The sequence below is a fragment of the Thalassobius sp. Cn5-15 genome (assembly GCF_022347685.1).
GTDB lineage: Bacteria > Pseudomonadota > Alphaproteobacteria > Rhodobacterales > Rhodobacteraceae > Thalassobius.
The window spans coordinates 1,188,732-1,202,997 of sequence record NZ_JAKRGF010000001.1; the positions used below are offsets into that span (position 1 = coordinate 1,188,732).

At 58.8% G+C, this 14,266-nt stretch carries 13 protein-coding genes; 7 read left to right on the top strand and 6 right to left on the bottom strand.

From position 1 onward, the window contains the following. The first annotated feature begins 34 nt into the window (after positions 1–34). The 6 genes from MHM86_RS05665 (at position 35) to MHM86_RS05690 (ending at position 6,673) form a co-directional block, all read left to right on the top strand. Positions 35–742, top strand: coding sequence for a transporter substrate-binding domain-containing protein (locus MHM86_RS05665; protein WP_239196789.1), 708 nt, complete (start codon positions 35–37; stop codon positions 740–742). Between the two features lie 104 nt (positions 743–846). Then, the gene (locus MHM86_RS05670) at positions 847–1,728 is read left to right on the top strand and encodes an ABC transporter permease subunit (protein ID WP_239196921.1); all 882 of its coding nucleotides are present in this window, start codon (positions 847–849) and stop codon (positions 1,726–1,728) included. Continuing rightward, a complete protein-coding gene (locus tag MHM86_RS05675) occupies positions 1,725–2,531 on the top strand; it encodes an ABC transporter permease (protein ID WP_239196791.1) in 807 nt (268 codons plus the stop codon). The genes MHM86_RS05670 and MHM86_RS05675 overlap by 4 nt, the downstream gene beginning before the upstream one ends. 120 nt (positions 2,532–2,651) lie before the next feature. Then, positions 2,652–3,983 carry a glutamine synthetase family protein gene (locus MHM86_RS05680; RefSeq protein ID WP_239196793.1) on the top strand — a complete coding sequence of 444 codons (1,332 nt, stop codon included), beginning with the start codon at positions 2,652–2,654 and terminating at the stop codon, positions 3,981–3,983. Positions 3,984–4,029: 46 nt separating this feature from the next. Next, entirely contained in the window at positions 4,030–4,734 is a 705-nt protein-coding gene (locus tag MHM86_RS05685) for a type 1 glutamine amidotransferase (protein ID WP_239196795.1), read from the top strand. A gap of 187 nt (positions 4,735–4,921) precedes the next feature. Then, positions 4,922–6,673, top strand: coding sequence for an alpha-amylase family glycosyl hydrolase (locus tag MHM86_RS05690; protein ID WP_239196797.1), 1,752 nt, complete (start codon positions 4,922–4,924; stop codon positions 6,671–6,673). Positions 6,674–6,725: 52 nt separating this feature from the next. On the opposite strand, the gene MHM86_RS05695 is transcribed toward MHM86_RS05690, so the two are convergent. The 4 genes from MHM86_RS05695 to MHM86_RS05710 form a co-directional block, all read right to left on the bottom strand. Beyond that, the gene (locus tag MHM86_RS05695; protein ID WP_239196799.1) at positions 6,726–6,914 is read right to left on the bottom strand and encodes a hypothetical protein; all 189 of its coding nucleotides are present in this window, start codon (positions 6,912–6,914) and stop codon (positions 6,726–6,728) included. 146 nt (positions 6,915–7,060) lie between these two features. After that, on the bottom strand, positions 7,061–8,278 hold the full coding sequence (locus MHM86_RS05700; RefSeq protein WP_239196801.1) for a glycosyl transferase: 1,218 nt from the start codon (positions 8,276–8,278) through the stop codon (positions 7,061–7,063). Positions 8,279–8,292: 14 nt separating this feature from the next. Continuing rightward, positions 8,293–9,075, bottom strand: a complete 783-nt coding sequence (locus MHM86_RS05705; protein ID WP_239196803.1) for a mannosyl-3-phosphoglycerate phosphatase — start codon at positions 9,073–9,075, stop codon at positions 8,293–8,295. Between the two features lie 163 nt (positions 9,076–9,238). Next, entirely contained in the window at positions 9,239–10,027 is a 789-nt protein-coding gene (locus MHM86_RS05710; protein ID WP_239196923.1) for a dimethylarginine dimethylaminohydrolase family protein, read from the bottom strand. Between the two features lie 262 nt (positions 10,028–10,289). Here MHM86_RS05710 and MHM86_RS05715 point away from each other — a divergent pair, with 262 nt between their 5' ends. Further along, positions 10,290–11,156: a LysR family transcriptional regulator gene (locus MHM86_RS05715; RefSeq protein WP_239196805.1), complete on the top strand. Its 867-nt coding sequence runs from the start codon at positions 10,290–10,292 to the stop codon at positions 11,154–11,156. Here the strand turns inward: MHM86_RS05715 and MHM86_RS05720 are convergent. Together MHM86_RS05720 and MHM86_RS05725 are read right to left on the bottom strand one after the other, a co-directional pair. After that, positions 11,116–13,170 carry a proline/glycine betaine ABC transporter permease gene (locus MHM86_RS05720; RefSeq protein WP_239196807.1) on the bottom strand — a complete coding sequence of 685 codons (2,055 nt, stop codon included), beginning with the start codon at positions 13,168–13,170 and terminating at the stop codon, positions 11,116–11,118. The two genes, MHM86_RS05715 and MHM86_RS05720, sit on opposite strands and share 41 nt — an antisense overlap. Further along, positions 13,163–14,230 (bottom strand): ATP-binding cassette domain-containing protein, encoded by a 1,068-nt coding sequence (locus MHM86_RS05725; RefSeq protein WP_239196809.1) that lies wholly within the window; start codon positions 14,228–14,230, stop codon positions 13,163–13,165. The genes MHM86_RS05720 and MHM86_RS05725 overlap by 8 nt, the downstream gene beginning before the upstream one ends. Between the last annotated feature and the right edge of the window lie 36 nt (positions 14,231–14,266).

The window sequence follows — 14,266 nt, forward strand, 5'->3', positions numbered from 1 at the left end:
GACTAAAACCTGTAACCCAAGGGGAGTAACCTAAATGAAAAATCTGATCCTGAGCACCGCTGCACTGGCGCTGACCGCTGGTATCGCATCTGCTGACGTTGTGCGTCTGGGCACCGAGGGCGCCTACCCTCCGTACAACTTCCTGAACGACGCCGGTGAAGTGGACGGTTTCGAGCGTGAGCTGGGCGATGAGCTGTGCAAACGCGCCGAACTGAAATGCGAGTGGGTGACCAACGACTGGGATTCGATCATTCCCAACCTGACCTCGGGCAACTACGACGCCATCATCGCTGGCATGTCGATCACCGAAGAGCGCGCCGAAGTTGTTGACTTCACCCAAGGCTACACCCAGCCCTCGCCGTCGGCCTATGCTGCGGTTGCCGAAGGTGTTGACGTAAACGCTGCCGTTGTTTCGGCGCAGTCCTCCACCATTCAGGCGGCGCACGTTGCCAGCACCGGTGCTACCCTGGTGGAATTCCCCACCCCCGATGAAACTGTTGCTGCGGTGAAATCCGGCGAAGTGGACGCGGTTCTGTCGGACAAAGACTACCTGAACCCGATCGTTGCCGAAGGCGGCCTGGTGTTCCTGGGTGACGTCTATCTGGGCGGCGGCATCGGCATGGCATTCCGCCAGTCCGACGACGACCTGCGCGGCAAGTTCGACGCAGCTATCGCAACGATGAAAGCAGACGGTTCGCTGAACGCACTGCTGGCCAAATGGGAAATCGAAGGCCAGTTCTAAGCTTTCGCTCCCACGATATTGAGGGCGGGGGCAGATGCCCCCCGCCCTTTCCCTTTTCCACAGATCGCGCCCTGCCCGATCTGCGCCAGTGAAAGAGGCCCACCATTTTTTCCTATTGCGCTGATCCTGCCACGCTGGAAGGTCTCCAGTGGTTGAGCTGCTACCTGACCACAGGCAAGCACCTGAGCTTTTATGCGTCCTTCGGGACGGTTCTGTTGCTGCTGGCTGTCACTGCCCCGGTGTCGCTGGGCTTTGGCTTTGCCGGTGCGATGGCCGCACGGGCGCGCCTGACGCCGCTGAGCTGGCTAGGCAAAGGCTATATCGCCATTGTGCGCGGCGTGCCCGACATTGCCTTTTTCCTGTTTTTTGTCATCGCTCTGGATCAGGGCATTGAATATCTGCTGCATCAGGTGCGCTGCCCGGATTGGACCGACCCCATCCGCCAAGGCGCTGACTTTGTCATCTGCGACGGCGCCAAGATGCCGCTCAACTCCTCCCCGCAGTGGATCCATGAGGTGTATGGCTTCAGCCTTGCGGTGCTGACCTTTTCCATCGTGTTCGGCGCCTTTGCTGGAAACGTGTTGCAGGGCGCGATGAATTCCGTGCCGCGCGGTCAGATCGAAACGGCAGAGGCCTACGGCATGACCCATCGCCAAGCGTTCTGGCGCGTGTTGGTGCCACAGATGTGGATTTACGCGCTGCCGGGCCTGTCGAATCTGTGGATGGTGCTGATCAAGGCGACCCCGCTATTGTTCCTCTTGGGTGTCGAAGACATCGTTTATTGGGCGCGCGAACTGGGCGCCAGCAAACAGGCGCGGTTCACCGACTACCCGCATGGGGATTGGCGGATGTGGTACTTCCTCGCGCTTCTGGTCTTCTACCTTGCCTTTACCCGCGTGTCCGAGGTTGTTCTGGACCGCCTCACCCTGAAACTGTCCCACGGTCAGGCCACCGTCGGCGGCGAAGCGCAAAGGAAAGCGGCATGAGCTGTTGGCAAACCCTGCAAGACTACGCATTCCGCTCGCTCGGCTATGGTGAACGCCTGCTGCCGCGCGGCGAGTATACGCTGTGCGATCAGTTTGTGCTGATCGGGTCCGGCATGATCTGGAACATCTATTTCGGCACACTGGCGGTGCTGACAGGGTTCCTGTTCGCCAACCTGCTGGCGGTGGGCAAACTGTCAAAAAACCCGCTGGCACGCAAACCGGCGGAGTGGTTCATCTTCCTCTTCCGTGGCTCGCCGCTGTTTATCCAGTTCTTCTTCGCCTACTTCCTGTTCCTCAACCTGAAAAGCGTGTCCCCGATCTTTGACCCGCTGTCGGCGGCATGGCTGGGCGCGCTGATTGTGCTGTTCCTCAACACCTCTGCCTATTCGGCAGAGATTTTCCACGGCGCCCTCTTGTCGATCCCGCGCGGGGATATGGAGGCAGCGGATGCCTACGGGTTTTCCGGTTGGAACAAGTTTCGCAAAATCACCTGGCCCACAATGCTGCGTCTGGCATGGCCTGCCTACACGAATGAAGCGATCTTTCTCTTCCACGCCACAACGCTGGTCTATTTTTCGGGCTTCCCCGCGTGGCGGCAACAGGGTGATGCGCTCTATTATGCACGCTATTTCGCAGATAAAACCTTCAACCCGTTTATCCCCTACCCCATTCTGGCGTTCTACTTCATCCTGCTGACGCTGGCGATTGTGGGGATTTTCGGGGCGGTAAACCGCTACCTGAACCGCCACCTGCCGCAAAACACCAAGCGTAAAATTCGCTTGCGTCCAAATCTGATCCGATAGTATCAAATATTTGATCAAATTATTGCACTGCCCTTCGGGGCGGTGCAACATGATCAGGAATTTGAGACCTCGGGCCCTGCTCGCGCAGCAGGAACCGCCCTAGCGAAGCGATGGTGACAGATGAAAGACTGGCTCTCCTCCAACCCCGATGTACGCTCTGTCCGGCTGGCGGCGGCTGACCTCAATGGCGTGCCGCGTGGCAAACGCATTCCATCGCAATTTGCCGGCAAACTTGCCGAAGGTACGGCGCGGTTCCCCTATTCGGTGCTGAACCTCGACATCTGGGGCGGTGATATCGAAAACAGCCCGTTGGTATTTGAAAGTGGCGATCAGGACGGGTTCCTGCACATGACCGATCGCGGCCCACTGCCAATGCCGTGGCTGGACAATCCGGCCGCGCTAGTACCGGTGTGGATGGTGCATGAGGACGGCACGCCCTACGATGGTGACCCGCGTCATGCGCTGCAGCGTGTGCTGGACCGTTACACCGCCCGCGGCCTGTCCCCCGTCGCTGCGGTAGAACTGGAGTTTTTCCTTGTCGATGACAGTGGCGAAGGGCTGGAAATGCCCGCCCTGCCCACCACTGGCAAGAAACGCGCCCGCCCGGACATCCTGTCGCTGGCCACGCTGGATGCCTTTGACGGGTTCTTCAGCGATCTTTATGCGGCCTGCGATGCAATGGGCATTCCTGCCGACGCTGCGATTTCCGAGGCCGCAAAAGGGCAATTTGAGATCAACCTGATGCACGGCGATGCGATGAAGGCCGCCGATGACGCATGGCTGTTCAAGATGCTGGTCAAAGGGCTGGCGCGCAAACATGGCTGCGCCGCCACGTTTATGACGAAGCCTTATGCGGATGAAGCAGGCACCGGCCTGCACACCCATTTCTCCGTCCTTGATCAGGACGGCAACAACGTCTTTGACGATGGCAGCGATACCGGCAGCGATACCCTGCGCCACGCGATTGCGGGCTGTATGGCAGCGATGCGCGACAGCACGCTGGTTTTTGCCCCACATGCGGCCAGCTATGACAGGATGGTGCCCGGCGCACATGCACCCACCTCGATCTGTTGGGCCCATGAAAACAGAACAGCTGCTATCCGCGTCCCCTCCGGTCCGCCACAGGCACGGCGCATTGAACACCGCGTTGCAGGTGGTGATGTGAACCCCTATCTGATGCTGGCCGCCATCCTTGGCGCTGCACTGAACGGGATTGAAGACGGCGTAGAGCCGCCCGCGCCGATCACCGGCAACTCCTACGATCAGGAGCTGCCGCAAATCATCACCGACTGGGCCGAAGCCATCGATACCTTTGAAACCAGCGCAGAGGTCGCCCGCCTATTCCCGACCGAATTGATCCGAAACATGGTGCTCACCAAACGTCAGGAACTCCGCGAGATCGCCAATATGGACGCTGCTGAGCGGCTAGAAACCTATCTAGAATCGGTCTAACCCACCGCGCCCCCTAAAGACCCCAAAGACGAAGAGACGACACACTATGAAAATCGGCATCCTGCAAACCGGCCACATGCCGGATGAGATGAAAGACGATCTGGGCAGCTACGCCGGCATGTTCGCCACCCTTCTGGAGGGCAACGGCTTTGACTATGTGGATTACTTCGTCGTTGATGGCGTCTTCCCTGCCTCTGTGGATGAGGCAGACGGCTGGCTGATCACCGGTTCCAAACATGGGGTGTATGAAGATCATGACTGGATCGCGCCGCTGGAACAGCTGATCCGCGACATCCGTGCTTCGGGCAAACCGCTGATCGGGGTGTGTTTCGGCCACCAGATCATCGCGCAGGCCCTTGGCGGTCATGTAGAGAAGTTCAAAGGCGGTTGGTCCGCGGGTCCCGTCACCTATCAGGTGAACGGCGAGGATATGGTGCTGAACGCATGGCATCAGGATCAGGTTCTGACCCCACCCGAGGGCGCGGAGGTCTACGCCAGCACCGATTTCTGCGCCAACGCAGGCATGGTGATTGATGGTCAGATCCTGACGATCCAGCCCCATCCCGAATTTACGAAATTCTTCATCGAAGGCCTGATCCGCCACCGCGCGCCGGGTGTCCTGCCGCCGCAAATGATCGCGGATGTGGGCGCCGTGATCGACACCCCGCTGGACGATCAGGCTTTTGGTCAGATGATGGCCGATTTCTTCAACAAGCGCGCGGCTGAGGCAGTCATCTCCACAAAGGTTTGAGGCAGGCAGGGGCGTTGCCGCCCGTCATCAAACGGGCGGCAACGCCCCTGCCCCCGCGCTTCCCTCATTGCTGGGTGATTAATTTTTAGGCGCGGCTTTCGCTGCGCCTTGACGTCTGCGCCTCTGCCCTCCCCGTATCACGCGATCCCGCCTTGTCGCGTCCAACAATTGCCGTCACCCTTGCGGCATGACTGCTGCATTACCCAATACGCTCGACGCCAGACTGATCGCCCTTATAGATCAGATCTATCCTGACCTTGACGCCCAAGCGCTGAAAGACCAGATCCTCACCGCCTTCTGGCCCGAGGCGGAGGCACAGCCGCGCAAACGCGCCCGCCGACCGGGCAACAATCAGTGGAGCGAGCGAGACGCGCTGATCATCACCTACGGCAACTCCATTCAGGACAGCGTCCACAAACCGCTGGATCTACTACATGATTTCCTGCTGCGCCGACTAAAAGGCGTGGTAAACAGCGTGCATATCCTGCCGTTTTTCCCGTTTACCTCAGACGATGGGTTCGCCGTCACCGATTTCTACGCGGTGAACGCGCAGTTGGGCGACTGGCCCGATATCAACCGCATCGCCAGTGATTTCCAACTGATGTCGGATCTCGTGCTGAACCACGTGTCCAGCCAGGGCACATGGTTTAACGCATATCTGCAGGCGCAACCGCCCTACAACCGCTTCTTCTTTGAGGCATCACCCGACGATGATCTGGACGCGGTGGTCCGCCCACGCACCACGCCCCTGCTGCAAGAGGTAGAGACATCAAGCGGCCCGCGTCACGTCTGGTGCACCTTCAGCCATGATCAAATTGATCTGGATTTCCGTAACCCCGAGGTCCTGCTGGAATTCCTGCGCATCATCCGACTGCATGTGGACAACGGTGTGCGGATCATCCGACTGGATGCGGTGGCCTTCCTGTGGAAGGAGGTCGGCACGCCGTCGATCCATATGCAGCAAACCCATGCGGTGGTGAAACTGATGCGATTGCTGTGCGATTTCGCCTCAGAGAAGATCATTTTGCTGACAGAAACCAACGTCCCCAAGGCCGAGAACATGAGCTATTTCGGCGATCGGGATGAGGCGCATATGATCTACAACTTCCCTCTGCCGCCCCTGATCCTGCATGCAATGCAGTCAGGGTCCGCGGAACGGCTGCGCAAATGGCAAAGCGGCATGCCACCCGCGCCGATGGGCTGCGCCTATCTGAACTTCACCGCCAGCCACGATGGCATCGGCATGCGCCCCGTTGAAGGCATCCTGCCACATGAAGAACAGGCCAAGATGATCGACGCCGTGCGCCATGTAGGCGGTCTGGTGTCCATGCGCGCCCTGCCCGGCGGCGGCGAAGCCCCCTATGAGATCAACACTACGTTTTACGAAGCCACGCGCCGGACGTTTGACGGTGAGGATGAGCATCATTTTGACCGCTTCCTCTGTTCCCAAACAATTCCGATGTCGCTGGAAGGGATACCGGCGTTTTACATCCACTCACTGCTGGCCACGCCCAATGATCTGGCCAGCGTCGAGAGGCGTGGCATGAACCGTGCGATCAACCGGCACAATTGGCACTACCCCGATCTGAACGCCTATCTGGACGATCCCACATCAGTGCACGCACGCGTGCTCGCGGCACTGTCGGATCGGTTGCGCGTCCGTAACACCCAGCCTGCGTTCCACCCCAACGCCACGCAGTTCACCCTGCCGCTGGATGATCAGGTCTTTGGCGTGTGGCGACAAAGCCTTGATCGCCATCAGTCGATCTTTGCCCTGCACAACGTCAGCCCAGAAACGGTGGAAACCCCGCATCTGTCGATGAATCTGATTGAGGATGAGGTGTGGATCGACCTGCTCAGCGGCGAGCCGGTGGATATGGCAAAGGACGCACTAACGCTGGCGCCCTATCAGTGCCGCTGGATCACCAACCGTGCCTAGAGAGGACGAGCCCCCCCGATCCCACCAGTAACGGGCATAGGCCGGGGTGTCCTTAGATTGACTGCGTTTCTTGCGGCGCGTCAGCCGCTTCTTGGGCGCGCTTGCGCTCCAAAGCTTCGGCCTTTTCTTTCTTGTCCTGATCATGGTGCCATTTGATGGCGTAGTACATCCCGATGCCAAGCACGATGATTTTAAACGGAAAAAACACCAAGGGGAAGAAGTTGACCCAACTGATTTCCATCACATAACCCACACTATTGTTCGCTGTTGCGCAGGCTGTCATCGCTATCGAGTTCTTTCATCTGTTAACAGTCGCCACATTGACGCAGGGACGTCAGGATGCGCAGGTTGCCATCACACACCCTCAAACCAGACCCTAAACAAACGCTAGTATTCGGCCTCGTCCGCTTGTGCCGCAGCGGTCAGATCGGTCAGGAAACTGCTGTCCGCCGCATGCACGCGGTTCCATGTGGTGATGAAGGGGGTTTCATAGGGATTTTCCAGAAACACCTGCCCCGCGCGCATGATGTTTTCGGCAAAAAGCTCAATCGCTTGTTCCTCTTTGTGGCGGTCCAACTCCAACCCGTTGAGGCGCGCATCGTTGTAATAGGCCTCCAAAAGGTCCAACGCGCTGCGGTAATAGGTGGCTTTCAGCGTGCGGAAGACATTGGCGGTAAACACCGTGCCATCGGCGGCCAGCTTACGGAAAATCGCTTTGCAGATATCGGTGGACATCCGGTTGAGGCCAGTTGCCGCTTCTTCCGGCGACAGATCCTGATGTTTGTGATCATACGCGTCCGAAATATCGACCTGACACACCGCTTTGGGTGCCAGATTGCGCCAGGCTTCGGACAACACGCCAATCTCCAACCCCCAGTCTGACGGGATGCGCAGATCCGGCAGGATCGCCGTACGCATGGCAAATTCACCGGACAGCGGATAGCGGAAACTGCGCAGGTAATCGATGTAGTCACGGTCCCCAATCACCCGCTTCAATGCAATCAGCAGGGGGCTGACCAACAGCCGCGTCACGCGGCCATTCAAACCGCCCCCACCGATGCGCGGGTAATACCCCTTGGCCACCTGATAGGGGAAGGTCGGGTTCACCACCGGATAAACCAGCCGCGCCAACAGTTCCTTGTCATAGGTGAGGATGTCACAATCGTGGATCGCCATCACCGAACTGTCTGCACATCCCAGAAGGTACCCCATTGAGGACCAGACGTTTTTGCCCTTGCCTTTCTCCACCGGCGCCAACCCCAACGCATTCAGACGCGCGCCCAGTTCCAGCATGCGCGGGCTGTCATTCCAAATCACAATGTGGTTCTGATTAAGCCCTTGAAAAAACGCCTTTGCCTTGCGGAACTGAGCCTCATCCGCCGCATCCAGACCCACGATGATCCTGTGCAGGTATTTCACCTGCGACAGCTCTTTCAGGATGTTGGGCATAGCCTCGCCCTCCAACTCGGAATAGAGGCAGGGCAGGATGAGGGAGATTTTGCGCGTGTCGGCGAAGGTGCACAGTTCGCGCTCCAACTCTTCAAGCGATCGGGTCCGCAGATTGTGCAGCGTTGCGATGTTCCCGTTTTGGTGAAAGTCGGCCATGTGTCTTACGGTCCTTAGTCGTTCAATTGTTTCATCAAAGACAGGACGGCGGCGTTCCAGCCCTTTGGCCCTGCCTCTTTGGTGCGAATGATCTTGCCCGCGTCCTCCCCCTGCAATACGGGCAATGGGGCGCTGTGTGGATTGATGACCACCACGCCGATGTCAGCGGTTTCCAGCATCTTGATGTCATTTGGCGCATCCCCCAGCGCGATGGTGTGGCGGGGACGATAATGCTGCGTCAGTTCGGTCACACGGTCGGCCTTGTTGCCACCGAACGACAGCGTGACAAAGCGCCCACCACGCTGGGCCGTGATCTCTTTGGCAGCGAGGTGGTTCATGAACTGGTCCAGTTCCTGCGCCCCCCCGCTCCACGTACCGGGTTCAGAAAAGGCGCGCATTTTGGCCAGCACGGCGGCGTCCTGCGACAGGCCCGTGATCGCAGCAACCCCCGTAGCGTCCAGATCACCAAAGCCGGTAAAGAGCGCACGTAAGGACGCAGGCATACCGGCCAAGACAGCGCGCAGGGCGTCGTATTGTTGCGTTTTGAGGGTCGTGGTAACGCCCGCAGGCAGAAGCCCTGCCCCGTTTTCGACAATCGCCGGCCAATCCTGAAACCCGATCTTCTCGCGCAGCGGCGCAATCTCAGCCGCGGTCTTGCTGCTGGCCAAAACCACCCCGGCACCATCGGCTTTCAACGCCTCCAGCGCGTCGCACGCAGCTGTCCACTGATAGGTCTGATGATCCAGCAAAGTGCCATCAAGGTCGGAAAAAATCAGCAGTCTGGGGCAGTCGGTCATAGAAAAATGCTATGAATTGCGGCAACTGCAGACAAGTTTCTGCAGCACAAAAGCCGAATAAGACGGCAAACTACTGCTGTGCGCCCGATATTTGTGCAATCACACCAGCGCTGCCGCACCGGATCCACGCGGACCCGGAGCAGCGTGTTTCCCAGTCAGGCGCTTAGGCTTTGTTGAAGCGCAAGGACAAACAGGACATGCCGCCGTCCAGTTTGGCACATTCAGAGTTGTTGACCTCCACCACCTTATAGCCGTTCTCGTGCAGCATCGACACAGTGCGCGGAAAGCCTGCGGGGCACAGGACCGTGTCGTTGAAACGGATGGTGTTCGCGGCGGCCTCTTCGCCTTCGGCCACATGCAGCACGCGGTAGCCCTCAAAACAGCCCGATTCCGCCAAACGTTTTGTGGACAGAATGGTGTCCGCATCCAGAAGCGAGCAGTCGGTTTTGAAATGCAGCACGCCGGGCGGGGTGAACACCTCACGAACGCTATGGCCCCAATCGGCCACAATCTCTGTCAGTTCAGCCACACCGGCGGCATCGGTACGATCGGACCGGCCGACCAAAATCTCGCGATCCGTCACCAGAATATCGCCGCCCTCTATATGGCCCTTGGTGATCTGGCGCACGTCGCTGAAACACTCACGGAGTGTTGCCTCCATCTCTGCGACTTCGCCCAGACGGCTGGCAGCACCGGGGCGCATCAGCACCGCACCTTTGGGCAGGCACAATGCCGTGTCCTCAACAAAGACCGCATCGGGAAAGGCATCCGCACCGGAGAGTTCGATCACCTCCGCCCCTGTCGCCTTCAGCGTAGCGACATAATGGGCGTGATCGCGCAGCATCTGATCCAGATCAGGGGTGCCGATATCCTCGGCCCGAAGGCCGTCGACAATACTGGCGGTCGGGCGACGGGTGATCGCGTGGGTGAACTCAAAAGTCGGGTTTCTCATTGCGGGAAATTCCATATAGGTCGTCATTCATGCCCGCGAGGGGTCCCGCCAGCGGCACGAGAGTAAGGGGGCAAATCCCACATTTCTAGCCCGTAGAAACCCAGAGATGGGCAGTTCCATGAAAAAGCGAAACCAAGCCACAACTCTCTGAAAAAAAGCCATTCTTCGCACTCTCTACCACGATGTCATGCCTGCAAATGGTTGCAATTAATCAGATTTAGTGACCAGATAAGATGAAGAAATCAAATCTGCAGGCACACTCATGAACGTCACTTTTGCCCAAACCTTCCTAGAGGTCGTCAAGGTCGGAAACCTCAACCGCGCCTCCGCGCGACTGAACGTGACGGAATCGACCGTAACCACCCGCATCAACGCGTTGGAAAACCTGTTGGGACAAAAACTACTGATCCGCAGCCGCAGCGGGGCAGAGTTGACCTCCGCCGGTTTCAAGTTTCTGCGCTACGCGGAAATCATGTCGCAGGCTTGGGGGCAGGCACGACAGGAATTGTCTTTGAGTAAGGAATTCAAGAGCGTCTGCAATGTCGGTTGCCACTTCGATCTATGGGAGGGGTCCGGCCGGATCTGGGCGGACCGGCTGCGCGAAAACCATCCCGACGTGGCGCTGTCCTTCTGGGCAGGGGACGTGGAGGATATCGAGCGGTGGCTGTCCTCTGGCCTTGTTGATGTGGCGTTGATGTTTGATGCGGCAGTATCAGGCGGATGGCATGTGGAACGCCTGTTTGATGACCGTTTGATTCAGGTCGCGACAGAGCCGCGCAGTTTTGTCGAGTGGGACCCGGGCTACATCTACGTCGATCTAGGGGCCGAATTTCGCCGTCTGCATGCAGAGGCGTTTTCAGTCGCGCGCACGCCATTGATCACCATCAGTTCCAGCAGCTGGGCAATTGACTATCTGCTGAAATGGGGCGGCTCTGGCTATATGCCCGCGCGGATGGTGCAGGAGCATCTGGCGGAAGAGCGGTTGTTTCAGGTTGAGGGCAGCCCGGAATTCACCCGCACCGCCTATCTGGTGTCACGCCCTGATGTGGGCGAGGACTGGCCGTGGTTCCGGTCCTCGATCACCGATCTCAAGTCGATGCTGTCCCCTGCTGACCCGCCAGTGCGCTGACAAAGGTACGATCGACGCAGATCGCAATCGCTGCAATGGCACAGCCTGCCATGATGCCCAGACCCGCGTCCGCTTTGCCAAGGGCCACATAGACCTCCTGCCCCAATCCGCGCGACCCCACAAGGGCCGCGACCGCCAGCATGGCCAGCGCATACATGATCGCCTGATTGATCCCCAGCATGATCTGGCGCTGCGCGGTGGGCAGCTTCACCAGAAACAGCAGTTGCAGCGGGGTGCAGCCAGTGCTGATGCCTGCCTCAATCATCTCGGACGGGACATCGCGCAGTCCACGTTCGGTGTAGCGGATCATCGGTGCGATGGCGTAGGAAATGATCGCCAGAAAGGCGCTGAAATCACCCACCTGAAAGAACATCACCACAGGGATCAGCAACACAAATGGGGGGATCGTCTGCAGCAAGTCCAGCACTGGCCGGATCAGCGCAGAGATGACGCCAAACTGCGCCGCCAATACGCCGATGCCGCCGCCCACGATGATGCAGAACACAATTGCCGACAGGCAGATATAGACCGAAAACATCGCTGGCGCCCAAAGCCCCGACAGCACGATCATTCCCAGCGTGCCCAGCCAAAGCCCGGCAATGCGCCAGCCGCCAGCCCAGAACCCGATGGCCGCTGCAATGGCGATCATTGCAGGCCACGGCAGGCCAGTGGTGCCAGTGAACAGGAAAATCCCAATCAGTACCACGACGACGCCGCCCATGACGCTGCGCCGCCAAGCCAGCGCTACCGCGATGAGCGCAAGCAGCCCCCAGTAGACAGCCTGCAACGCAGGCGTAAAGGCAATGCCCCAAGTGTAGGGCGAGATGGCCTTTTCCAACCCGATACGCACTGGCAGAAGGAAGTAATAAATCGCGCCGTTCTTCAGCCCATCAGTGAAACCGCCAATCGCAATGCTCAGGTCAGCCACGAAGGTATTAATCTGCCCAGCAGGATCAAAGCGCACCCCCTCAGCCGCAGCCAGACCTGTCAGACTCAGTCCCCAGATCACCGCCATCAGCGCCCCTGTCACCAGCGTGTAGCGGCCAAGAGGTGTGGCGGGTGCCGTGTGACTGCGCGCCTGCAGGGCAAATCCGCGCGTCACCCGATCCAATAGGATCGCAATCAACGTGATGATCACGCCTGCCATCAGACTTTCGCCAAACTGGGCGCGGCGCATGGTGCGCAACACTTCCCAACCGATATCCTCAAACCCGCCGATAATGGCGGCAAAGACCACCATACTCAGCACCGCCATAATGGTCTGGTTCAGCCCCACAAGGAGCTGCGGCAGCGCTGTAGGCACCTCCACCAGCCAAAACCGTTTTGTAGGCGAACAGCCCGTCATTGCTGCAACCTCATGCAGGTCAGCAGGCACCAGATCCAATCCCAGTTTGGTATTTCGCGCCATCGGCGGGATCGCGTAGATCGCGCTGGCAATCAACCCCACCACGGGGCCAAAACCAAAGAGCACGATCAGCGGCACCAGATAAGCAAAGGCAGGTGCCGTCTGCATGAAATCCAGCGTTGGTGTCAGCACAGAAGACAGGCGGCGGCTCTTGTTCATCACAACCCCCATCACAAGCCCTGCCAGCACCGACAGCGGAAAGGCAACGCTGACCAGCGCGAGAGAATTCAAACTCTCAACCCAGTAACCGGAGGTCTGGATATAGACACATGCGACCGCACAAAAGAGCGCCAGTTTCGCCCCGCCCGCTCGCAACGCAACAGCGACAAACCCAGCAGTCAGCACCTGCCAAGGCACCGCCTGCAGCCCGTCACGAATGGCGCGCATCGGCCATTCCAGCAGCGTCGACATCGCGCGAAACAGCGGTGACGCCAAATCAACAAGGACCGCAATCGCCACGTTGATCAGGTCGCTGAACCCTACAGTCCACTGCGCGGGAAAGGTCAGTATCCACGGTATTTGTCCACGCAGAAGCAAGGCCACGATGGTCAGCGCCGCAGCCCCAGAAAATCCCAACAGGGCACGGCGGGAATGGAGCGGGTCAGCCATTGCGTGGCACCTGCTGGGGCTCTTGAGCGGTCAACACATGCAAATCATCGCGGGCAATCACCCCCAAGAGCACGCCATCCTCATCCACAACACGCAGTTCGGCATGGCCCGACAGGAAGTGATCTATCGCCGCCTCAAGCGGATCGGTGGCGCGGACGCTGGGCAGGTCCGCCTCGGCGTGGCCCTCCTTCATCAGATCTGCCACATGCAGGATGCGGCTGGCTGGCACATCGGAGACAAAATCGCGCACATAATCGTCGGCAGGTGACAGAATGATCTCTCGCGGGGTGCCAAGCTGCACCAGCCGTCCGTCGCGCATGATCGCGATGCGGTCCCCCAGACGGGCTGCTTCCAGAAAGTCGTGCGTTACAAAAACGATGGTCTTACCCAAGGTGCGTTGCAGGCGCAAAAACTCATCCTGCATCTGACGGCGGATCAGCGGATCCAAAGCTGAAAACGGCTCATCCAGAAACCACAGATCAGGATCAGCAATGAGCGAGCGCGCAATGCCGACCCGTTGCTGTTGCCCACCAGACAGTTCATGCGGGAAGTTGCCCTTACGCTCCCCAAGACCGACAAGATCCAGAAGCACCTCGGCGCGCGCATGGCGTTCGGCACGCGGCACATTCTGCACCCTCAACGGAAAAGCCACGTTGTCACGGGCGTTCAGGTGCCCAAGAAGTCCAAAGCTTTGAAACACCATACCGAAACTGTTGCGCCGCAGCTCTGTCAGGGCGCGCTCCTTCAGCGTAAGAACGTTTTGACCCTCAAAAAAGACCGCACCCGCAGAGGGTTCCACCAGTCGTGACAGGCAACGCAGAAGGGTCGATTTCCCCGACCCCGACAGCCCCATGATCATCAGGATTTCACCGCGATGCACATCCAGCGACACGTCACAGATTGCGGGCAGGCTGCCCTTGGATTGGACGTGTGCAATCACCTCATCCTTACTTTCGGTTTTGGTGATCTGGTCAAATCCTGCGGGTTCTACGCCGAAAACCTTCCACAGGTTGCGGCATTTTAGGATCACCTCTTGGGATGGGTCGGGGGTATCTGTCACGGCGGGCTTCCAGTCGGCAAATTGAAATGGAACGGG

Coding starts and splice junctions, on each gene's coding strand:
- MHM86_RS05690 (WP_239196797.1), top strand. CDS start 4,922: ATGACTGCTGCATTACCCAATACGCTCGACGCCAGACTGATCGCCCTT.
- MHM86_RS05720 (WP_239196807.1), bottom strand. CDS start 13,170: ATGGCTGACCCGCTCCATTCCCGCCGTGCCCTGTTGGGATTTTCTGGG.
- MHM86_RS05685 (WP_239196795.1), top strand. CDS start 4,030: ATGAAAATCGGCATCCTGCAAACCGGCCACATGCCGGATGAGATGAAA.
- MHM86_RS05710 (WP_239196923.1), bottom strand. CDS start 10,027: ATGAGAAACCCGACTTTTGAGTTCACCCACGCGATCACCCGTCGCCCG.
- MHM86_RS05695 (WP_239196799.1), bottom strand. CDS start 6,914: ATGGAAATCAGTTGGGTCAACTTCTTCCCCTTGGTGTTTTTTCCGTTT.
- MHM86_RS05705 (WP_239196803.1), bottom strand. CDS start 9,075: ATGACCGACTGCCCCAGACTGCTGATTTTTTCCGACCTTGATGGCACT.
- MHM86_RS05700 (WP_239196801.1), bottom strand. CDS start 8,278: ATGGCCGACTTTCACCAAAACGGGAACATCGCAACGCTGCACAATCTG.
- MHM86_RS05665 (WP_239196789.1), top strand. CDS start 35: ATGAAAAATCTGATCCTGAGCACCGCTGCACTGGCGCTGACCGCTGGT.
- MHM86_RS05675 (WP_239196791.1), top strand. CDS start 1,725: ATGAGCTGTTGGCAAACCCTGCAAGACTACGCATTCCGCTCGCTCGGC.
- MHM86_RS05715 (WP_239196805.1), top strand. CDS start 10,290: ATGAACGTCACTTTTGCCCAAACCTTCCTAGAGGTCGTCAAGGTCGGA.
- MHM86_RS05680 (WP_239196793.1), top strand. CDS start 2,652: ATGAAAGACTGGCTCTCCTCCAACCCCGATGTACGCTCTGTCCGGCTG.